The organism is Paraburkholderia diazotrophica, from assembly GCF_038900755.1.
GTDB classification, from domain to species: domain Bacteria; phylum Pseudomonadota; class Gammaproteobacteria; order Burkholderiales; family Burkholderiaceae; genus Paraburkholderia; species Paraburkholderia diazotrophica_A.
Genome location: NZ_JBBPEN010000001.1, coordinates 523,694 through 544,755 on the forward strand (window position 1 = coordinate 523,694; position 21,062 = coordinate 544,755).

Sequence of the window (21,062 nt, forward strand, 5' to 3'; positions counted from 1 at the left end):
CCAATGCTTCCCTCGCTGGTTTCTTTTCACGACGCAATGATGCTTGCGCTCGGCATCGTCGTCGTGCTGATCACGCCTGGCCCCACCAATACGCTGCTTGCAGCCGCGGGCTTGCGCCAGGGCGCGCGCCGCTCGCTGCCGCTGATCGGCGCGGAACTGGCGGGCTACTTCGTGTCGATTTCCGCATGGGGCTGCTTTCTCCTGCGCGCATCGCATACGCAGCCGTGGCTGCCTTCGGTGCTGCGTATCGCGAGCGGTCTTTACATCGCGTATCTCGCGATCGACATGTGGCGCGCGGCCGTCGCGTTGCCTGATTCGATGGCGCCAGCGAATGGACCGCGCGCGCTTTTCGTTGCGACGCTGCTCAATCCGAAAGCCTTGCTGTTCGCGGGCGCGATCTTTCCTGCGATCGCGTTCGAAAGCCTCGCGGGCTATGCGTTCGCGATGGCCTTGTTCGCCTGCCTGCTCTTGCCGATCGCGCTCGCGTGGATCGCGTTCGGCGCGGCGCTCGGCAGCGGCAGGCTCAAGTGGCTCGATCCCGTGAAGATGCAGCGCGCCGCTTCCGTCATGCTCGGAATGTTTTCACTGTCGCTCGCGTGGGCCGCATTGCACTGAGCGTGTGAAGGCGCGCGGTCAATCGTCGACGGCGCCGGCAAGCGCGCCAGCGATGCCGTCAGGCGCCGTTGTGATCTGCAATTGCGGCGTGTCGTGCCAGTCTGCGCAACGTTGCAGCGCGCGCCGCAAGTCCGACGTGAGCCGGCCGCTCGCGCGCACGCCCGGCTCCAGATGCAGCGACTTCACTTCGAACACGCCGCTCGCGCGATGCGCCTTCGCATCGATACGCCCGATCAGCTTGCCGCGATTCAAAATCGGCAGCACGTAGTAGCCATATTTGCGCTTCGCCGCGGGCACGTAGCACTCGATCACGTAGTCGAAATCGAAGAGCGCGGCGACGCGCTTGCGGTCCCAGACGACGGGATCGAACGGCGACAGCAGCGTCGTCACCGTCGACGCGAGCTTGCCGTTCGAAGCGTCGTCGATGAGGGGCGCGAAGTCGCGATGCACGAACGTGTCCTGTTTCCAGCCGTCGACGCGCACGGGCGTCAGTTCTCCTTCGTCAGCCAGCCGGTTGAGCGCGTCGACGTAGGGGCGGCGCGGCATCCGGTAATAGTCGGCGACCCAGTCCGCGCGCACGACGCCGAGCGCACGGCAACTGCGCCGAAGCAGTTCTTGCGCGACGGCATCGGCGGGTTGCAGGTCGCGCGCATCGTTCCAGTGCGGCAGCACGCGCTCCGTCACATCGTAGACGCGCTGGAAATTGCGCCGCTCGGCGACCATCAGTTCGCCGATCGCGAACAGTACTTCTAGATGCCGCTTCTCCGGCTTCCAGTCCCACCAGCCATTGCCTTTGCCCGCTTCGCGCGCGAAATCCGCGGAGCGCACCGGACCCGTCGCGCGGATGTGCGCAAGCAGTTTGTCGATGTCTACACGGTACTGCGCGTGCCAGTCGGCGGCGTATTTCCAGCCCATGTCGGACGGATCGAGCATCCGGTGGCGCATCAGGCCGTAGTCCTCGATGGGCAGGAAACACGCCTCGTGCGACCAGTATTCGAAGAGCCGGCCTTCCGCGAGATGCTCGTCGAGCCATCGCGGCTGATAAGGCCCGAGCCGGCTGAACAGCACCAGATACGGACTGCGCGCGACGACGTGAATCGTGTCGATCTGAAGTTGCGCCATCTGCCGGATCGCGCCGAGCACATCGGCCTTGATCGCCTTGCGGCGCGGCGGCGCGAGCAGGCCTTGTGCGGCCAGATGCAGCGTGCGGGCGGCGGAAAGAGGGAGAGCGATCACACTTTTATGTCATAGCGGGCCGAGCGGCAGCATGGACTCGCGCCATGCCGGACTTTCGCTACTGTAGCGTGACCGGTGAAAACGTACGGGCGGTTTGCACCTTCAGCCCGCATGCGCAGCCGCCGACGTCACCAGTGCCCATGACCGTGATGCCTTTCCCAGCCGCGATGGTGCCAGCGATCATGCCAGCGCGGACCGCCCCAGTACCCGCCGCGATAGCCGCCGTAGTACACGGGTGGCGGTGGCGCATAGTAGACGGGCGGTGGCGGCGCGTAGTAGACGGGCGGCGGCCCGTAGACGGGAGCAGTCGGGCCCAGATAGACGCCGACGCCGACATGCGCCGCTGCCGCCGTCGATGCGCACGCCGCCGCGAGGCCGACGGCTGCCAATACGATCGCACGTTTGCTCATGCTGTCCTCCTTGTCTTTAGCGCCTGCTCAGGTCCCAAGCGGCGCGGTCGACCCGAGTTGGCGCTTCAGCACTTACTCCAGCCCCACGCAGCGCACCCACTCGCATCGCATGCAATGCAAAAGCCCATCGACGGCGCCCTGAACGGTCGCGCGTTTCTAACGGGACGCTGACTAAATATTACGAAAAAGAAAGCATCGCAGGTGCAAGCAGACGGTCGCGAATGTAACGACCGGTAAGCGGGCGGGCGCGCTGCAAGCGGCAGAAGGCGCGACTGGCCGGCGCGATGACACGCGCCAGCCGGTGCAGGACCGAAGAGGGGAAAAGAAAGAGGGAAAGAATTAGGCGCCGAGCGCGACCGTTTCGCCCGCGCGTTCCGCGAGCATCTGATGGATTTGCGCGACGACCTGCGCGCCTTCGCCGACAGCAGCCGCGACGCGCTTCGTCGATCCCGCGCGCACATCGCCGATCGCATAGACGCCTTCGACGGATGTGGTCAGGTCGCATGCCGAATTCGCGCCCGTGATCACGAAGCCCTTCGCGTCCAGATCGACGCCGCACGTGCGCAGCCAGTCCGTGTTCGGATCGGCGCCCGTGAAGAGGAACAGATGCCGCGAATCAAAACGGTCGCGGCCGTCCGCGCAAGGACGCTTCAAGCCGATCTGCGCGAGCCCGCCCTCGTTGCCTTCCAGCCAGCCGATTTCCGTGCCCGGATAGACGGTGACATTGGGCAGCGACGCGATCCGGTCGATCAGATAGCGCGACATCGTCGCCTCGAAGCCGCTGCGCCGGATCAGCACGTGGATGTGCTTCGCGTGCGAAGCCAGATACACGATGCCCTGGCCCGCCGAGTTGCCGCCGCCGACGAGCACGATCTCTTCGCGCTTGCAGAGCTTCGCCTCGACGGGCGATGCCCAGTAGTAGATGCCGCGTCCGTCGAAGTGGTCGATGCCTTCGATATCCGGGCGCCGGTACACCGCGCCGCTCGCGATGACGATCGAGTGCGCGCGGATGCTGCCCTGGCACGCGAGTTCGAGCCGGTACGGACGCTCGTCGCAATGCAGCGACTTGACCCTGACGGGAATGGCGACGTGCGCGCCGAACTTCTGCGCCTGCACGAACGCGCGGCCCGCGAGCGCTTGCCCTGAGATGCCCGTCGGAAAGCCGAGATAGTTCTCGATGCGCGAGCTCGCGCCTGCCTGCCCGCCGGGCGCGCGGCCGTCGAGCACGATCACCGAAAGACCCTCCGACGCCGCATACACGGCCGTTGCCAGCCCTGCCGGACCCGCGCCGACGATGGCCGCGTCGTACACGAATTCCGAATCCAGATCGGGGATCAGGCCGAGGCACGTCGCCAGTTCCGGGTCGCTCGGATGGCGCAACACGGAGCCGTCCGGGCAGATCACGAGCGGCATGTCGTCGGGGCCCGCCGCGAACTGCTCGATGATGCGCAGCCCGTCTTCGTCGCGCTCGTCGAGCACCGTGTGCGGATGGCCGTTGCGCGACAGGAAGCCTTGCAGCGACACGAGCCGCCGGTCGTTGCTCTTGCCGACGATGATCGGCCCGCCCGCACCTTTCTCGATCAGCCCGACGCGGCGCAAAATCAGCGCGCGCATGATGCGCTCGCCCAGTTCGGCTTCCGCGACGATCAGCGCGCGCAGGCGCTCCGGCGCGATCAGCAATGCTTCGACGGGCTCCAGCGCCATGCCGTCGACGAGTGCCGGCTTGCCGGACAACTGCCCCACTTCGGCGAGGAACGAGCCCCTGTGGTGTTCGTTGATCAGATGCTCGCGCCCGAGGCCGTCCCGCTGATAAATCTTGACTGCGCCCGACAACACCACGACCATGCCGGGCCCCCGCTCGCCGGTGCGAAACAGCATGTCGCCCGTCTCGAAGCGGCGGCGCTCGCCGAACTTGCACAGCCGCCGGATCTCGTCCGTATCGAGTTCAGGAAACATCTGATGACGCCGCGTCGAAAGCGTCGAGAACGGCGCCTGGCTGACGACGTGTTGTGAGTCTTCGCCCTCTCGCGTGACACCCATCGAATTCGCTCCTTGCAGGGCCGCGCGCCGGGAAGGGCAGCAGCCGATGCCATTGTCGGTTCAGACTGTTTTCGGCGTGATGCCGACGGCGACCGTCGGCTCCGGTTCTTCCGCGAGCGGCTCAAGCTGCCGGCCCGCGTCGCGCCATGCATCGAGGCCGCCGCGCAACGGCAGGACGTCGCTGAACCCGGCCTCCGTCAACTGCTTCGCCATCCATGCCGCCGACACTTCGTTCGGGCACGAGCAATAGATCACGAGCTTCTGATCGTGCGGATACTTCGTGACGATTTCATTGAGCTGGCGCTCGTCGGCGAACACCGAGCCGGGGATCACGAACGGATCGAGCTTGCGCTTTTCCTGCGAGCGGATATCGAACAGGACAGGCGAACGCTTGTCGAGCATCAGCTTGTACAGCTCGTCGACATCCATGCGCGCGGTCGCGAGCCGCCGGATCAGCTGGCGGCGCCGATACCAGCGATACGTGCAATAAATGGCCAGCAGCACGACGACGACCACGGCCGTCATTTTGCCGAGGCGGCTCGCGCCGGCGAACAGCATGTCGATCTGCTGCGCGAACACGACGCCGAGCACGAGACCGAGGCCCGACCAGAGTGTCGCGCCGATGCTGTCGTACGCGAGGAACGTGCGGTACGGCGTGCCCATCGCACCCGCCATCGGGATGGAGACGATCGACAGCCCCGGAACGAACTTGGCGACGGCCAGCACGCGCACGCCCCAACGGCCAAAGAAACGCTCCGTCTTCTTCACGCAGGTATCGCGCGACAGCGACAGCTTGCACAGCGTTTTCAGCGTGTTGCCGCCGTAGATGCGGCCGGCCGCGAACCAGGCGCTATCGCCGATCAGCGTGGCGAACACGGCGAGCACGAGCACGGGCAGCACCTGTACGCCGATCGAGCCGGGATGCATGGCTGCCATCGCGCCGAACAGCACGAGAGAAGGCATCGCGGGCACGGGCAGCCCGATCGACGCGGCGAGCACATTGGCGAATACGATGGCAGGCCCGTACTGCTCGACGAGATCATGTAGCATCGGCTTACTTTCGCGGCTGTTGGGCCGGAAAACGACGTGAGTGGACTCAACGATTATGGACGCATTTTCACCGCGTGCAAGAGAGGTGCGGTCTGCGCCGAGGATACTGCGGAAAAGCGGAAAACGCGTGTCGCCGCGCGCTTCGAAAGGAAGCGTCCGGCGCGCCCGCCGAGCGTCATTCAGCATCGTGCGACGTTCGACGGAGCGCTGGAGATTGAGGCGGCAACGCGAAAAAACAAGAGGCGCGGCGCTCGTGATACGCGCGCCGCGCGCTCTTTGTGAAGCGACTGTCGACTGCGGGGAATTATTGCCGGTGATTGTGCTGTTCGCCCGGCAGTTCGGCGCCGTGCGCACGGATGGCTGCGATCAGTTCCGCAGGCGTGATTTCATAACGCACCTCGCGGTGGATGCCCGGCTTGCGTTCATCGACCTCGATCAGAAGAATGCCTTTACCGTCTTCTGTCGATTCGAGGCGCAGCGAGCGTAGTTCGCGACCCGTTGCGTCGTCGTGCTCGGTGAGCAGGGCCATTGCCCCGGAAGACCCGGTGGTGCGCATCGAAAATTCCCTCTTGCGTGATTGAACGACGTTGCTGAACAGGCATTGTAAGGGGTAGCGCCGCGCGCCGTCTGTCGCGTGGCGCTCACACTCTCGCGATTATGCGGGTGAGTCGCGCGCGACGCATCAAAGGGACATGGCGCTGCGCGCAGAGACAAGGCTGGCGCGGCTGTCGGCGGGGCGCCGCGATTTTTGCACGGGCTGCGCGAACCAGCGCGGCGCGTTCGAGCCGCGCGTCGGAAGCGGTCGCCGCGCGTGTTTGCGGCGCGCTTTCGCGCGCTGTCATGGCAGTGACGTTTGAATGTATTAGCGCAAGTTTCGGGAAGCAGCGTCGCGGCGTGCTGCACTAAAGTCGGTACTGTTGGGAGGCAGTTCAGGTGGCACGGGAACGCAGCATCGCAACTCAGCCTCGCGGCAAATCGCGGAACTGCGATCGCGGAGCGATACCGTTCTTCGAGCGCCGTCCAAGTGATTTTGCAGGAGGGTCTCATGAAGCAATGCATGTCGATGCCGAGTCCGCTCGGCGATATTCTGCTGCGCGCGGAAGACGATGCGCTGACGGGCGTGTTCTTCGTCGGACAGAAGTATTTTCCGGCCGCGGACGCGGCGCTCGCGACGCTCACGCCTTCGCGCGTGCTGCATCAGGCACGCGAGCAGCTCGGCGAATACTTCGCGGGCGAGCGGCAGCAGTTCACGCTGCGGCTGCGCATGCTGGGCAGCGCGTTTCAGCGCGACGTGTGGGAGCAGCTCGTGACGATTCCATACGGCGAGACGGCCAGCTATGGCAGCATCGCGCGGCGGCTGGGCTTGCCGCTGTCGGCATCGCGCGCGGTCGGCGCCGCGAACGGGCGCAACCCGATGTCGATCGTCGTGCCGTGCCATCGCGTGATTTCGAGCGCAGGCGATCTGACCGGCTATGCGGGCGGCCTGCACCGGAAGGAAGCGCTGCTGACGCTCGAATGCCCGATGTCGAAAGCGCCTCAGCAGCTCGAACTACTTGCTGCGGATTGAGCGAGGCGCACCGGCGCACATCAAACGCGGACGTCAAACGCAAGCCAGCGAGCGACAAAAAATAGCCCGTCCACAAAGGGACGGGCTACATAAACGCCGTTGTTACTCGGGTCAGCCGGCCCGCAAACAATCCTGGGCGCTGACCGTCGTATCTTTATCGGACAATAGCGCGCTGTCGAGATGGGAGTAACGATGATCCATCAGATCAAAGCGTCTTCCTCGGACCCGGCGCGAACCGTGTGAGCGGGTGACGCTCGCGCGCACCCAGTAGTGATCGCCGTTCTTGCGCCGGTTCTTGACGAGCGCCGACCACGGATGGCCTGCGCGGATCGTCGTCCACATGTCGGAAGGCTTCGGCGGGCATGTCGGGATGGCGGATCAGATTGTGCGGCTTGCCGATCAGCTCTTCGCGCGAATAGCCCGACGCGGCGATGAAGGCGGGATTGCAGTACTGGATCTTGCCTTTGAGATCGGTCGCGGACACGAGCATCTGCGACGACGGGTAGTCGTACTCGTTCTGTGTAACCGGCTGGTTGTTGCGCATTGCGCTCTTTGCCCTGGACTGCCGGATGCCTGCGCATCCGATTGATTCTCCATGGTTTAACGGCATCGGCCCCCGAGGCTTGAGCTATTCCTGGTATCCGGGTCGGGTAAGCGTGCGCCGCGGCATTAGCGCGGCCTTTGAAATCCGGCAAGCGTCGGTCGTCGCACGGAAACAACGCTTTTGAGCGCGCATTGGGCGTACGCTTTCAGAAAAAGCCCGTTCAGCCGAAGCCTCGCCGGGTGTCATCGACAGGCGTTCGGACAGGCGGTGCGCGGCGAAATGTTTTCGCTTTACTTCCGTTTCACCCGAACTCGATAATTGGCTTTCTGTACGCGCTTTGTAAGTTATATTGCGGCGCGTGCTGTGTTGCTCTGCAACACAATTGATGCGCGCCACTTGTGCATATGGCTGTCGTTCCTATAAAAAGTCGCCTTCGAATCCGAATCGACTCAACCTTGGGAAGCCGAGCATGTCCGCGAACAAGATCAACAAGACAGCCGTAGCGGCAACCGCAGCCGCCGTACTCCTCTCGCTCAGCATGGGCGCGCACGCGCAGAGCAGCGTCACGCTGTACGGCGAACTGGACACGGGGCTCGCGTATATCAACAACGTCGGCGGCCATTCGCAGTGGAAATCGACCTCGGGCCTCGTCGACGGCAGCTACTGGGGCTTGCAGGGCATCGAGGATCTGGGCGGCGGCAACCGCGCGATCTTTCGGCTCGAGCGCGGCTATTCGGTGACGACGGGCGAGATGTTCAACGATCACCCGTACTACGTCGGCCTCGGCAACGAGAATCTGGGCACGGTGACGTTCGGCCACCAGTACGACCTGATCCACGACTACTTCGCGCCGTTCACGCTGACGGGCGGCTCGGGCGGCACCGCGTTCGCCCATCCGTTCGACAACGACAACGCCAACAACTCGTACCTCGCCGCGAACTCGGTCAAGTACGCGAGCCCGTCGTTCGGCGGTCTCACGTTGGGCGGCATGTATGCGTTCTCGAACGCTGCAGGGCAGTTCGCGAACAACCGCGCGTACAGCTTCGGCGCGAACTACCAGAACGGCGCGCTCAATGCGGGCGCCGCGTATCTGCATGCGAACGGGCGTGGCAACACGTCGGCGGGCGCGTTCACGCCTGTCGTGCTGCCCAGCGCGACGGACGTTTTCGATGCCGGCGTGCAGACGCAGAACACGTATGGCGTCGGCGTGAGCTATGCGATCGGCGACTTCACGATGGCCGCGGCCTGGTCGCGCTCGACATACGTCGGCGTCGTCGTGATCGATACGGGCGAGTCGGCGCCGTCCATCGGCTTTTCCAACTACGAAGTCAACGGCATCTATCAGCTGACGCCGACCATTTCCCTCGCCGGCTCGTACACGTACACGAAGGGTTCGGGCGCGCACTGGCACAACGGCGGCGTGCAGGCGGACTATCAGTTCTCGAAGCGCACGGATACCTATCTGGAAGCGATCTATCAGCACGCGTCGTCGGGCGCGCCTGCCGTCATCAATACGGCCGATCCTTCGTCGAATCACAATCAGGTGCTGATCGGCGCGGGCCTGCGGCACCGCTTCTGACGGACGCGCAGGCGCGGCGCGCTGCCCGCCGTCGCGCTGTCAGGCGCGCGGCTTCATCAGGCCTTCGGGCGCCTGCGGCTCGCTGAGCAGGAAGCCCTGCACGTAGTCGCAATTCACGCGGCGCAGGATGGCGAGCTGCGCCGCGTTTTCGACGCCTTCCGCGATCACCTTGATGCCGAGCTTGTGCGCGAGCCCGATGATGCCTTCGACGATCGTCTGCGTCGTCGGATCGTGCGCGATCTTCGACGTGAAATGCCGGTCGATCTTGACCGTGTGCGGCGCGAAGTCGGCGAGATACATGAGGCTCGAATAGCCCGTGCCGAAGTCGTCGATCGCGATGCGCACGCCCAGGCGCTTCAGTTCGACGATCGACTTTTGCGCCTGCTGCGGATTCTTCATCAGCGCCGTCTCGGTCAACTCGATTTCGAGCTTGCCGGGCGGAATGCCGTGCTGCTTGAGCGCGCGGTCGACGTCGCGCACGATCTGCTCGTTGCCCAGTTGCCGCGCCGACACGTTCACCGACATGCCCAGATTCGTCGCGCCGGCCCGGCGCCATGCCGCGAGCTGGCGCAACGCATGGTCGAGCACCCACACGCCGACGTCCGACACGAAGCCGGTCTCTTCGAGCAGCGGAATGAAATCGCTTGGTGAAATCAGACCGCGCGCGGGATGCTGCCAGCGGATCAGCGCTTCGGCGCTGTGCACCGCGAGCGAGTGCGGCTCGTGAATGGTCTGGAAATGCAGGAAGAACTGGTTCGTCGCGAGCGCCTCGGGCACGTCGCGTTCGAGCTCGAAGTCGCCGATCGTGCGCGCGGCTTCCTCGCCCGCGAACTGATAGCCGTTGCGGCCCGTTTTCTTCGCGGTGTACATCGCGACATCCGCGCTGGACAGGAGCGCATCGTGGTCACAGCCGTGCTCGGGATAGACCGAAATGCCGATCGACGCCGTGATGAACGCGCCCGCGCCGCCGCCTTGCAGGCGATTCGCCGAAAGACTGCCGAGCAGCGTTTGGGCGAGCGCTTCGAGCCCAGCCTTGTCGACGACATTGCCGATCAGCACCGCGAACTCATCGCCGCCCAGCCGGGCGACATACGCATCATCGGGCAGCGAGCGGCGGATCACGCCGCCGACGTCGCGCAGCAGATGATCGGCGGCCAGATGGCCGAGCGTATCGTTGAGCACCTTGAAGCGGTCGAGGTCGACGAACATCAGGCCGAACGGCTGGCGCGCCGCGCACCGGCTTTCGATTTCGCGCAGCAGCGCGGCGCGGTTCGCGAGGCCCGTCAGCGAATCGGTGTACGCGAGCCGGTCCAGTTCGGCGATGCGTTCCTGCTCGGCCGTCACATCCTCCGTGATGCCGACGATGCGCAGCACGTTGCCGTTATCGTCGAGAACGGGGTAGCCGGTGCTGCGCAGCCAGTGCACGGTGCCGTCGGCTTTCCTGATCCGATACTGCGCGCGTCCTTCCGACGATTCGGCCATCACGCGGCGCATTTCCGCCTGTAACGCCACGCGGTCTTCGGGCACCACGAGATCGAGCCAGCCGTTCGGGTCGCGCAGCAACTCGTCGCGATCGATGCCGAATACGTTCGACGAGCCCGCCGTGATGTAATGGAAGTACTCGAAATTCGCGCTGTACGAGAAGAACACGAGCTGCAAGTGCGCTTCCATCTCCGACATCAGCTCGCTTTTCGTGCGCAGTTCCGCAAGCAGCCGCGTCTGGTTCGACATGTCGAGCGACGCGCACACCACCGCGATCACGTTGCCGCCGTTGTCCTTGACGGGGATGAGCTGCGAGTCCCACCACTTCGGCTGGCCCGCAGTCGTCGTGCAGCTGCCGCGAAACGACGCGGCCGTGCCGCCGAGCGCGCTTTTGAACGCCGCCATCGCCGCGTCGTGGTCGTCGCCTTTCCAGAAGCCGAGCCAGTTGGCGCCTTCGAGCTCGACGGGCGACGATGCTTCCATCAGCGTGGCGCCGTAATCGTTGATGCGCAGCATGCGCCCTTGCAGATCGAGCAGCTTGACGCAATCGCGGCTTGCGTCGAGGAACGAACTGGCGAGCGCCATTGCCGCTGCCTGCCGCGCCTTTTGCGCGGCGAACCGATGATGCGCCGCGATCATCGCGAGCACGCCCGCCGTCGCGCCGATTCCGACCTGCACGCCGAGCGGCACGGCTGGCCAGCGCGAGGCCATTTGCAGCGCAACGCCCGCCGTGCCCGCGCCGATCCCCGTCGCGACGCTGATCGCGAAACTCATGGGCCCGACTGCGCGCCGGCTCGACCACGCGTCGAGCACGAGCGAGAGAAAGTGCTGATCCTGCCGCGACGCTTTCGTCGCATTGCGGCGCCATTTCAACGGAAGGCTAGTCGTCATTGCGGACTCGCCTTCAGGGGGACGCGCGAAACATTACGCACGATTGCCGCCGGCGCGGCGCGCCAATCGATGGGGCATGCGCCGCGCGCGTGAACAAGGCCGCGCGCGGCGGATGCTGCATCGATCGGTTCGGGAAAGGAAATGCCTGTCATGGGGGCAGCCGCTGTGGCGGTAATTATTGCTGCGCTTGAGAGGCGGCGCTGATTTAATTGTTTACGGCGCGCCGCGGCTTTTGTTTAGCCAGTCGAATTGTGCCTGTTTTTACGGGGTCGAACCATAACATCATCTGTCGTTGCATGTGCAACGAAGCGCGGTGAATAACGTTTGCTTACCTAATCTTTTCGCGCCGGCTCGCGAAATCCGATGTGAAGCGAATCGTTCGCGAGCGACTGCATGCTGGTGCACAGCCGCGCCATCGTCGGCGATATATGCTGACGATCCCACGCCGGCTTGCTAAATTGCGTGTTCAGGCACCGCAAAAGCCGCGACGGCGGGCGGTTGCGCCGCGATCGCCGCAACTGCGCAACGCCGCATTTCTGCGGCCGCGACGGCGTCGTACGGAAGAAGACCCAGCCAGGAGACCCCATGCGCGCCGTATTCCAGTACCCGTTCCCCGTCACCGAGCGCAACGTCGCGCGCAACAAGGTGGTGAGCGCACGCGCCGCCGTCGAACTGATCCGGCCCGGCGACACCGTCGCGACGGGCGGTTTCGTCGGCGTAGGCTTTGCGGAAGAAGTGGCGATCGCGCTCGAAGAACGCTTCTTCGATGCGAACGCGGCGACATCGGGCGGACCGGGCGCACTGGGCACGCCGGACGCGTCCAACGCGCATCTCGATCTGACGCTCGTGTACGCGGCGGGCCAGGGCGACGGCAAGGCGAAAGGGCTGAACCATCTCGCGCACGAAGGGCTCGTGCGCCGCGTGATCGGCGGGCATTGGGGACTGGTGCCGAAGCTGCAACAGCTTGCGGTCGACGGGCGCATCGAGGCGTACAACCTGCCGCAAGGCGTCATTTCGCATCTGTTCCGCGATATCGCCGCGGGCAAGCCGGGGCATCTGTCGACGATCGGCCTCGGCACATTCGTCGATCCGCGTCATGGCGGCGGCAAGCTGAACATGCGGACGACGGAAAACCTCGTCGAGTTGATCCAGATCGGCGGCGGCGAGCATCTGTTCTACAAGACCTTTCCGATCGACGTCGCGATCATTCGCGGCACGACGGCGGATGCGAGCGGCAACGTCACGATGGAGCGAGAAGCGCTGACGCTCGAAGCGCTCGCGATTGCGATGGCGGCGCGCAATTCGGGCGGCATCGTGATCGTGCAGGTCGAGCGGCTCGCCGATACGAACACGCTCAATCCGCGCCAGGTGAAGATACCGGGCATCATGGTCGATTGCGTCGTGGTCGCGCGGCCCGAGCATCACTGGCAGACGTTCGCCGAACCGTATTCGCCCGCGTTCGCGAGCGAGTTGCGCGTGCCCGCGAATTCGGTGCCCGCGATGGAGCTCACCGAGCGCAAGGTCATCGCGCGCCGCGCCGCGATGGAACTGATGGCGAACAGCGTCGTGAATCTGGGCATCGGCATGCCGGAAGGGATCGCGAACGTCGCAAACGAGGAGGGCGTGATCGACCTCTTCACGATGACGACGGAGCCCGGCGTGATCGGCGGCATTCCGGCGGGCGGGCTGAATTTTGGCGCCGCGACGAATACGCAGGCGATCATCGATCAGCCGTATCAGTTCGACTTCTATGATGGCGGTGGTCTCGACGTCGCCTTTCTCGGGCTCGCCGAAGCCGATCGCCAGGGCAATCTGAACGTCAGCAAGTTCGGGCCGAAGCTCGCGGGCGCGGGCGGCTTCATCAACATCAGCCAGAGCGCGAAGCGCGTCGTGTTCGTCGGCACGTTCAACGCGGGCAATCTCGATGTGACGATCGCGGACGGACGCTTGCGGATCAATCGCGAGGGCAGTTGCCAGAAGTTCGTCGACGAAGTCGAGCACCGCACCTTCAGCGGCGAATATGCGGCGAAGCGCGGGCAGCCTGTGCTGTACATCACCGAGCGCTGCGTGTTCGCGCTGACGCCGCGCGGACTCGAATTGAAGGAAGCCGCGCCGGGCATCGACGTGCAGAACGACATCGTTGCGCAGATGGGCTTCACGCCGATCATCGAAAGGCCGCCGCGTCCGATGGACGAGCGCATCTTTCGCGCCGCGCCGATGGGCTTGCGCACGATGCTCTTGTGCCTGCCGCTCGAAGAGCGCTTCAATTACGACGCCGAGAAGAACATGTTCTTCGTGAACTTCGAAGGCTTGCAGGTGACGTCGGCGGAACAGGTGGACGCGATCCGGCAGCAGGTCGAGTCACGCCTGTCGGGCGTGCGGATCAAGCCGCAGGCGATCATCAACTACGACAACTTCTCGATCAATCCCGAGCTGATCGGCAGCTACTCGGCGATGGTGACGAAGCTCGTCAACGCGTTCTATTCGAGCGTGACGCGCTATACGACGAGCAGCTTCCTGCGCATGAAGCTCGGCGACGCGCTGGAGGAGCGCAACGTCGCGCCGTATATCAACGAACGTCCGGGCGACGCGTCGACTCATCGATGAGCGCGTGCCCTGCCGACATGAATCGCTCACGATGAGCGTGCGAAAATAGCGCTTTCTGCACGACAGTTCACGCATTCAAGAAGTCATCATGAGCGGTTTCATTCCCAGTGTCCCCGGCAAGAACGAGAGCGATTTCGAAGTCAGCGCGGGCTCGAAGCTTGCTGGCTACCGGCGCTTTTTCGGCGTGCTGCGCGTCGTGCGCAAGACGGACGGACGTCTGCTGTTTCCGTTCGACGGCGCACCCGATCTCGGCCCTTTTCCGACCAAAGAGGAAGCGCTCGCGGCGGCTCAGGTGTACGGCGAACATATCGTCGAAGGCGATCTCGCGCGGCCAGAAATGTGAGCGCGCGGGCACCGGCAAAATTCTGTTCGGGCCCCTCGCAATGCGCTTGAAGCGCGCGCATCGTCCGACTATCGTTTGATTGGATCTTGCCGGAGACGATCATGCGCGCTGATGCCGTCGATGTGCATTTCGACAATGCACATCTGTTTCTCGACCTGTCCGACGGCCGTGCCGTCGAATTTCCCCTCAACTGGTTTCCGACGCTCGCGGCGGCCACCGACGCGGAGCGCGAGCACTTCGCCATTTCGCTCGACAAGCAGCAGCTTTTCTGGCCCGAGCTCGACGAAGACATGGACGTGACCGCGTTGCTGCTGTCGCTGCCGGAGTCGATGCGTCATTAGCGGCAGCGATGCTTTTCTCTTCGCGCGGACGCGCTGCCGTGTGACGAATGCGAGGACGAGCCGCACGCGGCAGCGTCCCGGAAGCGGCTGATTGCCCGATTGCTCGCGGTGTTGAACGCGGTGTCGCTACCGACGGCAAAACGGTCTCGAAACGGCCGCAAAAAACAAAAGGCGACCCAACGGGTCGCCTCGATCACAACAGGAAGCAGGAAGGGCGCGCGAGCCACGCCCTGACGGCGTCAATATTTAAACCAGCCCCGTCGTATAGTAAAGCGCGATCACGAAGAACACAGCGAGCGTCTTGATTACCGTGACGGCGAAGATGTCGCGGTACGACTCGCGATGCGTCAGGCCCGTGACGGCCAGCAGCGTGATCACGGCGCCGTTGTGCGGCAGCGTATCCATGCCGCCGCTCGCCATCGCGACCACGCGATGCAGCACTTCCATCGGAATATGCGCGGCCTCCGCGCTCTTGATGAACAGATCGGACATCGCCGCGAGCGCGATGCTCATGCCGCCCGACGCCGATCCCGTGATACCCGCCAGCGAGCTAACCGACACGGCCGCATTCACGAGCGGATTCGGAATGCTCTTTAGCGCATCGCTGACCACGATAAAGCCGGGCAGCGCCGCGATCACGCCGCCAAAGCCGTACTCCGACGCGGTGTTCAGCGAAGCCAGCAACGCGCCGCCGACAGCCGCCTTCGTGCCCGATGCGAAACGCTCCTGCACGCGGCCAAACGCGGTGATGACGACGAGCAGAATGCCGAGCAGCAGCGCGCCTTCCACCGACCAGATCGCGACGACCGACTTGATCGTCGCCGTCACGGCCGTGCCATGGTTGCCCGGCAGCACTTCGGGCGCAACGGTATAGCTCGAGCCGTACCAGTCGGGAATCATGCGCGTGAGCATGAAGTTCGCAACGCCGACGAGAATCAGCGGCGCAATCGCCAGCAGCGGATTCGGCAGCCGGTCCGTTTCGACGCGCTCCGGTTCGTTGACGAGCGACGTGCCGTAGCCTTCGCCCTTCGCCATCGCCGAGCGGCGGCGCCATTCGAGGAACGTCAGACCGACGACGATGATGAACAGCGACCCGGCGATGCCGAGCGCGGGCGCGGCCCATGCGGTCGTCTTGAAGAACGTCGACGGAATGATGTTCTGGATCTGCGGCGTGCCCGGCAGCGAATCCATCGTGAACGAGAACGCGCCCAGTGCGATCGCACCCGGCATCAGGCGTTTCGGAATATTGCTCTGGCGATACAGCTCGGCCGCGAACGGATACACGGCGAACACGACGACGAAGAGCGACACGCCGCCGTAAGTGAGCAGCGCGCAGACCGCGACGATCACCGCGTTCGCGCGCGAGCGGCCGATATAGCGGATCGCCGAATGCACGATCGACGCGGCGAAGCCCGACAGTTCGATCACCTTGCCGAACACGGCGCCGAGCAGGAACACGGGGAAGTACAGTTTCACGAAGACGACCATCTTCTCCATGAAGATGCCCGTGAACACGGGCGCGACGGCGGCGGGATCGACGAACAGCACTGCGCCGAGTGCGGCGATGGGCGCGACGAGAATCACGCTGTAGCCGCGATACGCGGCAAACATCAGGAACGCCAGGGCGGCGAGGACGATGACAAAAGCCAATTGAGTCTCCAAAGCTTGGTTTTCTACGTGGACGCGCGCGAAGTTTGGCGCGACGGCCGGCGCCTGGTGGAGCAGGTTCCGTGCCATGCCCGTCAGGCGCGGCTCGACCGCATGACGGGCCGCATCTGCAGCGCGGCGATGCGAACGCTTGTACAGAATCGTCTCAAAATCGAGACGAAATTCCGTCCGTCGGATTCGATGCGGCGAAGCATACCCTATCCAAAGGGTTGTTGCAGGTCTCGTCCGTGAGATAATCCGTCCATAAACAGAGACAATCAGAAAAAAGAGACTACACGGAGACAGCGTCAACATGATGAACGACTGGTCGGGCTTGCCCGCGACCTACAGCGACGTCCTGCGCCGCGCGATGGACTCGCTTTTCCGCACATTCGAAAACTTCAGCGAAGGCACGTTCATCGTCGATGCCGACGCGCGGGTCGTGTGGATCAACAAGCGCTACGCGGCGCGCTTCGGTTTTTCCGATCCGCAGCAGGCGATCGGCCGCGACTGCGAAGCGGTGATACCGAACAGCCTGATGCGCGAAGTCGTGATGACGGGCAAGCCGATCCTGCTCGACATTCTCGAAACGGATCGCGAGCCGCTCGTCGTCACGCGCCTGCCGCTGAAGGACGACGTGGGCAAGACGGTTGGCGCGGTCGGCTTCGCGCTCTTCGACGAAATGAAGGCGCTTACGCCGCTTTTCTCGCACTATTCGCGCGTGCAGCAGGAACTGATCGCGACACGCCAGTCGCTTGCGCAGGCACGCCGCGCGAAATACACGTTCGCGAGCTTCGTCGGCACGAGCGCGGCGAGCCTCGAAGTGAAGCGCCAGGCGCGGCGCGCGTCGCAAGTCGATTCACCCGTGCTGCTGCTCGGCGAAACGGGCACGGGCAAGGAACTGCTCGCGCACGCGATACACGGCGCGTCGGCGCGCGCGACGAAGCCGCTCGTCACCGTCAACGTCGCGGCCATTCCCGATGCGCTGCTCGAAGTCGAATTTTTTGGCGCGGCGGCGGGCGCCTATACGGGCGCGGATCGGAAGGGCCGCGTCGGCAAGTTCGAGCTGGCCGATGGCGGCACGCTCTTTCTCGACGAGATCGGCGATATGCCGTTGCCGCTCCAGGGCAAGCTCTTGCGCGTCTTGCAGGACCGCGAGTTCGAGCCGCTCGGCTCGAATCGCATCGTGCGCGCGGACGTGCGGATCATTGCGGCGACATCGGCCGATCTGCCCGCGCTCGTCGCGGAAGGGCGCTTCCGCCCGGACCTGTTCTATCGCCTCAACGTGCTGACTATCCACGCGCCGCCGTTGCGCGAGCGGCAAACGGATATCGAAGCGCTCGCCTATACGATCCTCGAAGACCTGTCGACGCAGGTGCGCGGCGGTCATTTCGAGCTGCAGGACGACGCGTTGCGCCTGCTCTGCGTGTATGACTGGCCAGGCAACGTGCGCGAGTTGCGCAATACGCTGGAACGCGCGGTGATGCTGTCGGACAGTGAGCGTATCGATGCGCGCGCGCTCGCGCCGTTCATCGGGCCGCTGCGTGGACAGGCTGCGTTCGAGCCGCCCGCGTCCGTTTCGGCGGATGCGACGGCCGCAACCGCCACGTCGAACGATGCGCCGCCGCAGCAGTGGGCCGACGCGATGGCCGCGTTCGAAAAGCGCTTTATCGCCGATGCGGTGCGCGCCTGCAACGGACGCGTGACGGAAGCGGCCACACGCATCGGCATGGGACGCGCGACGCTGTACAAGAAGATCGCGGCTTACGGCATTGACGTGTGACGCTCGCCGCGAGCGGCGCTGCGCAGTACGATCGTCATTCGACGGAAAGCACCACGCAAGGAGACGAGGCCATGACACGCCGGGGCGCAGGCATCAGTGCGGGTATCTTGCTGTTCATCGCGAGCGCGGCTTTTGGCGTGCTGCATGCGCAGCAGGCGCCGATGGCTGGCGCGGGTACTTCGGCTGCGGCATCGACGGAACGGCGCAACTGGTACAACGATCCATTCTTCGCGCTCTCGCATGCGATCGCCGATTGCCCCGTGCCGCTCGGCCCGATGATGACGCGCGCGCAGATGGAGGACGACGCGCACTATCGCGTGGAACGCGGCACGACGTGCTGGCTCGCGCACAAGTGCACGAAGCCGAACTCGTACATGTACGACCCGGAGATCGCCGACGCCATTCACGCGCGCTTTACGAATCCGCATGCGTTCAACGGCACGAGCCTGTGGATCACGGTGCAACGCCGCTTCGTTTATGCGGAAGGATGCGCGCCCGCATCGTTCGACAGGCATGCGTTGCAACAGCAACTGGAAGCGATACCGGATGTCGAACAGGTTTTCGTGCGCATCGCGATGGGCACGGGCGGGGCGATGCCCTACAAGACGCTTGCACAGCCCGATAGAGAGCCCGATGCACAGCCCGATGCACAGCCGCAGTAGCCTGATGACGCAAGGCAAGGCGGCCATGGCACAATCGCGTTCGTCGAAAAACAAGTAGCCAACGGGGTTTTCCATGAAACGCAGTCAAACATCTGCGGCGCGCCCGGCGCATTGGGTCCGCGGCGCGTCGCTTGCCGCCGCGCTGGCGATGACAGGCGCGCTCGCCGCGTGCAGCAGCGCGCCGCCGCTCTTCTCGCCGGATGGCCGGCCGACTACGCTCGTCCAGTGCCCCGCCGGCTCCGACAACTGCGAGCAGCAGGCGCAGGCGATGTGCGGCGGCGCGTTCGATACGATGCGCACGACGACCGACAACGGCGTGCGAAGCCTGTTGTACGCGTGTCGCGGGAAGTGAGCGGCGCGTTTTTTCCGTCGACGTTTCCGAACCGTAGCCGATCTTCATCCGCGACGCCGGGCTGCGCGCGCAGCCCGTCATCTCGTCGCAGCACGCCTCCTGGAAACGTTGCATTCGCACGCCGCGCCAGTCATTTCCGTGCGGCGCCCAACTGAACGCAACGATCTCCTCGTATAAATTGCCCGGTAAAGAACGCAGCAAAGTTCTGCGGCGCTAACCGGCGCCAGGCACCAGACACGCGGCTCATCCGGATTTCGGAAAGCGTGCAGCGGCACAACGACACAGAGACCAGATAGCACGAGATTTCGTCGGCATATTTCGTGCTGTCCGATAACGCCTTGCGAGGGACCACGGGGAAGGCAATGAATCACGAACAGATCGAAAAGGATATCGAGCACCTCGAACACGTGATATCGCGCATTTCGGCTGCCGACGGCATTCCGCTGTCATACTGGCGCGGCCGGATCGATTCGGTGTCGCTGGCGCCGCTGGTGCCGTCGCAGGTCAGGCGTGTTCAAAAGCTCAGCGACGCACTGCACGCGCTCGAAGTTCGTTACAAGCGCTGAGCGCGCTGGCCATTCGCGTTGTCGCGCGTTGCGCGCCTCGCCAACTGTCCACGAGGACCGTCGATGCACAGAGCAGGATTCTCGGCCGCGCGTCTCGCGCGATTGACCGATGCAATGCAGGGCTATGTCGATCGCGGCGAAGTGGCGGGCGTCGTGACGCTCGCGTGGCGAAACGGCGAGATTGGGCTCTTCGACGCGCGCGGCTGGCGCGACGAAGCCGAGCGTCTGCCGATGCAGCGCGACACGCTGTTTCGCATCGCGTCGATGACCAAGCCGGTGACGAGCGCCGCGATCATGATGCTCGTCGAAGAAGACCGCCTCACGCTCGATGCGCCCGTCGCGCAGTGGCTGCCGGAACTGTCCGCGCCGCGCGTGCTGCGCGATCCCGCCGGCGTGCTCGACCAAACGGAGCCGGCGCGCGCGCCGATCACGGTGCTCGATCTGCTCACGCATCGCGCGGGTTTCGCGTATCACTTCACGTCGACGGGGCCGCTCGCCGATGCCTACGCTGCCGTGTTCAACGGATTCGATTCGGGCCACGGGCCGGATGCATGGCTCGCGCGCATCGCGACGCTGCCTCTGATGTTTCATCCCGGTTCGCGCTGGCACTACGGCATCGCAACGGATGTGCTCGGCGTGCTGATCCACCGGATCAGCGGCCAGTCGCTCGGCGAGTTCTTCCGCACGCGCATCTTCGAGCCGCTCGGCATGCGCGACACGGCGTTCTGCGTGCCCGACGCGCAACTCTCGCGTCTTTCCACCGCCTATGCAATCGACCCGGACTCGCGGCGGCGCGTCATCGAAGACCGCCCGCAAGCGAGCCGCTGGGCCAACCCGCGACGCTTCCAGAGCGGCGGCGGCGGGCTCGTGTCGACAGCGGAAAATTACTTGCAGTTCGCGCGCCTGCTGCTCGGACGCGGCCGCGTCGACGACGTGCGCCTGCTGTCGCATCGCTCCGTCGATCTGATGCGCACGAACTTTCTCGCGCGCGACCAGCGCCGGATGCCGTCGATCGGACACGTGCAGTGGTCGGGACAGGGCTTCGGCCTGGGCCTTTCCATCGTCGACGATCCGGCGCAGCAGTTGCCGCTCGGCTACCGGTCGACGGGATCGTTCGGATGGCCAGGCGCATTCGGCACGAGCTGGTTCGCCGATCCCGTCGAGAACATGATCGGCCAGATGTTGATCCAGCGACGCTCCGTCGAACCGTTCGACATGGTCGTCGAGTTCGAGCGCCGCCTGTACGATGCGATCGACGACTAAATTCGTCATGTTTTGACAACGCGCACTACCGATGCCTTTCTGACGGCACTACACTCCTACCCGGCACTTTTTACGTCCAATACG

General features: G+C 64.5%; 19 protein-coding genes and 1 pseudogene. 12 read left to right on the plus strand and 8 right to left on the minus strand.

From position 1 onward, the window contains the following. The first annotated feature begins 36 nt into the window (after positions 1–36). Positions 37–615, plus strand: coding sequence for a LysE family translocator (locus tag AABE10_RS02520; protein ID WP_342931710.1), 579 nt, complete (start codon positions 37–39; stop codon positions 613–615). A gap of 18 nt (positions 616–633) precedes the next feature. Here the strand turns inward: AABE10_RS02520 and AABE10_RS02525 are convergent, their stop codons facing one another. The 4 genes from AABE10_RS02525 to AABE10_RS02540 all read right to left on the minus strand — a co-directional run bounded on the left by AABE10_RS02525 (position 634) and on the right by AABE10_RS02540 (position 5,351). Beyond that, positions 634–1,851 (minus strand): winged helix-turn-helix domain-containing protein, encoded by a 1,218-nt coding sequence (locus tag AABE10_RS02525; protein WP_342931711.1) that lies wholly within the window; start codon positions 1,849–1,851, stop codon positions 634–636. A gap of 128 nt (positions 1,852–1,979) precedes the next feature. After that, positions 1,980–2,261, minus strand: a complete 282-nt coding sequence (locus tag AABE10_RS02530; protein ID WP_342931712.1) for a hypothetical protein — start codon at positions 2,259–2,261, stop codon at positions 1,980–1,982. Between the two features lie 339 nt (positions 2,262–2,600). Beyond that, positions 2,601–4,301: an FAD-dependent oxidoreductase gene (locus tag AABE10_RS02535; RefSeq protein ID WP_342931713.1), complete on the minus strand. Its 1,701-nt coding sequence runs from the start codon at positions 4,299–4,301 to the stop codon at positions 2,601–2,603. A 60-nt stretch (positions 4,302–4,361) separates the two neighbouring features. Continuing rightward, the gene (locus AABE10_RS02540) at positions 4,362–5,351 is read right to left on the minus strand and encodes a DedA family protein/thiosulfate sulfurtransferase GlpE (protein WP_342931714.1); all 990 of its coding nucleotides are present in this window, start codon (positions 5,349–5,351) and stop codon (positions 4,362–4,364) included. Between the two features lie 36 nt (positions 5,352–5,387). Between AABE10_RS02540 and AABE10_RS02545 the strand changes: the two genes are divergently transcribed. After that, positions 5,388–5,633, plus strand: a complete 246-nt coding sequence (locus AABE10_RS02545) for a hypothetical protein (protein WP_342931715.1) — start codon at positions 5,388–5,390, stop codon at positions 5,631–5,633. Between the two features lie 22 nt (positions 5,634–5,655). Here AABE10_RS02545 and AABE10_RS02550 read toward each other — a convergent pair whose 3' ends face one another. Beyond that, the gene (locus AABE10_RS02550) at positions 5,656–5,907 is read right to left on the minus strand and encodes a hypothetical protein (RefSeq protein ID WP_012403560.1); all 252 of its coding nucleotides are present in this window, start codon (positions 5,905–5,907) and stop codon (positions 5,656–5,658) included. A 489-nt stretch (positions 5,908–6,396) separates the two neighbouring features. On the opposite strand from AABE10_RS02550, the gene AABE10_RS02555 reads away from it, so the two are divergent. Continuing rightward, positions 6,397–6,918: a methylated-DNA--[protein]-cysteine S-methyltransferase gene (locus tag AABE10_RS02555; RefSeq protein ID WP_342931716.1), complete on the plus strand. Its 522-nt coding sequence runs from the start codon at positions 6,397–6,399 to the stop codon at positions 6,916–6,918. Between the two features lie 246 nt (positions 6,919–7,164). Here AABE10_RS02555 and AABE10_RS02560 read toward each other — a convergent pair. Next, positions 7,165–7,462 (minus strand): annotated as a pseudogene (locus AABE10_RS02560) (PAS domain-containing protein); the annotation flags it as partial. A gap of 469 nt (positions 7,463–7,931) precedes the next feature. Here AABE10_RS02560 and AABE10_RS02565 point away from each other — a divergent pair. After that, entirely contained in the window at positions 7,932–9,041 is a 1,110-nt protein-coding gene (locus tag AABE10_RS02565; RefSeq protein ID WP_342931717.1) for a porin, read from the plus strand. Between the two features lie 39 nt (positions 9,042–9,080). Here AABE10_RS02565 and AABE10_RS02570 read toward each other — a convergent pair whose 3' ends face one another. After that, positions 9,081–11,414: a putative bifunctional diguanylate cyclase/phosphodiesterase gene (locus AABE10_RS02570; RefSeq protein WP_342931718.1), complete on the minus strand. Its 2,334-nt coding sequence runs from the start codon at positions 11,412–11,414 to the stop codon at positions 9,081–9,083. 585 nt (positions 11,415–11,999) lie between these two features. On the opposite strand from AABE10_RS02570, the gene AABE10_RS02575 reads away from it, so the two are divergent. The 3 genes from AABE10_RS02575 (at position 12,000) to AABE10_RS02585 (ending at position 14,705) form a co-directional block, all read left to right on the plus strand. Next, entirely contained in the window at positions 12,000–14,021 is a 2,022-nt protein-coding gene (locus tag AABE10_RS02575) for an acyl CoA:acetate/3-ketoacid CoA transferase (RefSeq protein ID WP_342931719.1), read from the plus strand. A gap of 88 nt (positions 14,022–14,109) precedes the next feature. After that, positions 14,110–14,364 (plus strand): DUF6723 family protein, encoded by a 255-nt coding sequence (locus AABE10_RS02580; RefSeq protein WP_342931720.1) that lies wholly within the window; start codon positions 14,110–14,112, stop codon positions 14,362–14,364. 101 nt (positions 14,365–14,465) lie between these two features. Then, positions 14,466–14,705 carry a DUF2442 domain-containing protein gene (locus AABE10_RS02585; RefSeq protein ID WP_342931721.1) on the plus strand — a complete coding sequence of 80 codons (240 nt, stop codon included), beginning with the start codon at positions 14,466–14,468 and terminating at the stop codon, positions 14,703–14,705. 246 nt (positions 14,706–14,951) lie between these two features. On the opposite strand, the gene AABE10_RS02590 is transcribed toward AABE10_RS02585, so the two are convergent. Beyond that, positions 14,952–16,355: a GntP family permease gene (locus AABE10_RS02590; RefSeq protein ID WP_342931722.1), complete on the minus strand. Its 1,404-nt coding sequence runs from the start codon at positions 16,353–16,355 to the stop codon at positions 14,952–14,954. Between the two features lie 310 nt (positions 16,356–16,665). Here AABE10_RS02590 and AABE10_RS02595 point away from each other — a divergent pair, with 310 nt between their 5' ends. The 5 genes from AABE10_RS02595 (at position 16,666) to AABE10_RS02615 (ending at position 20,978) form a co-directional block, all read left to right on the plus strand. Next, on the plus strand, positions 16,666–18,135 hold the full coding sequence (locus AABE10_RS02595; RefSeq protein ID WP_342931723.1) for a sigma-54 interaction domain-containing protein: 1,470 nt from the start codon (positions 16,666–16,668) through the stop codon (positions 18,133–18,135). 71 nt (positions 18,136–18,206) lie between these two features. Next, complete coding sequence (locus AABE10_RS02600) at positions 18,207–18,797, plus strand: BON domain-containing protein (protein WP_342931724.1); 591 nt, start codon at positions 18,207–18,209, stop codon at positions 18,795–18,797. 73 nt (positions 18,798–18,870) lie between these two features. After that, positions 18,871–19,149, plus strand: coding sequence for a hypothetical protein (locus AABE10_RS02605; protein ID WP_342931725.1), 279 nt, complete (start codon positions 18,871–18,873; stop codon positions 19,147–19,149). Between the two features lie 362 nt (positions 19,150–19,511). Further along, the gene (locus AABE10_RS02610) at positions 19,512–19,715 is read left to right on the plus strand and encodes a hypothetical protein (RefSeq protein ID WP_342931726.1); all 204 of its coding nucleotides are present in this window, start codon (positions 19,512–19,514) and stop codon (positions 19,713–19,715) included. Positions 19,716–19,778: 63 nt separating this feature from the next. Beyond that, entirely contained in the window at positions 19,779–20,978 is a 1,200-nt protein-coding gene (locus tag AABE10_RS02615) for a serine hydrolase domain-containing protein (protein WP_342931727.1), read from the plus strand. Positions 20,979–21,062: the final 84 nt, after the last annotated feature.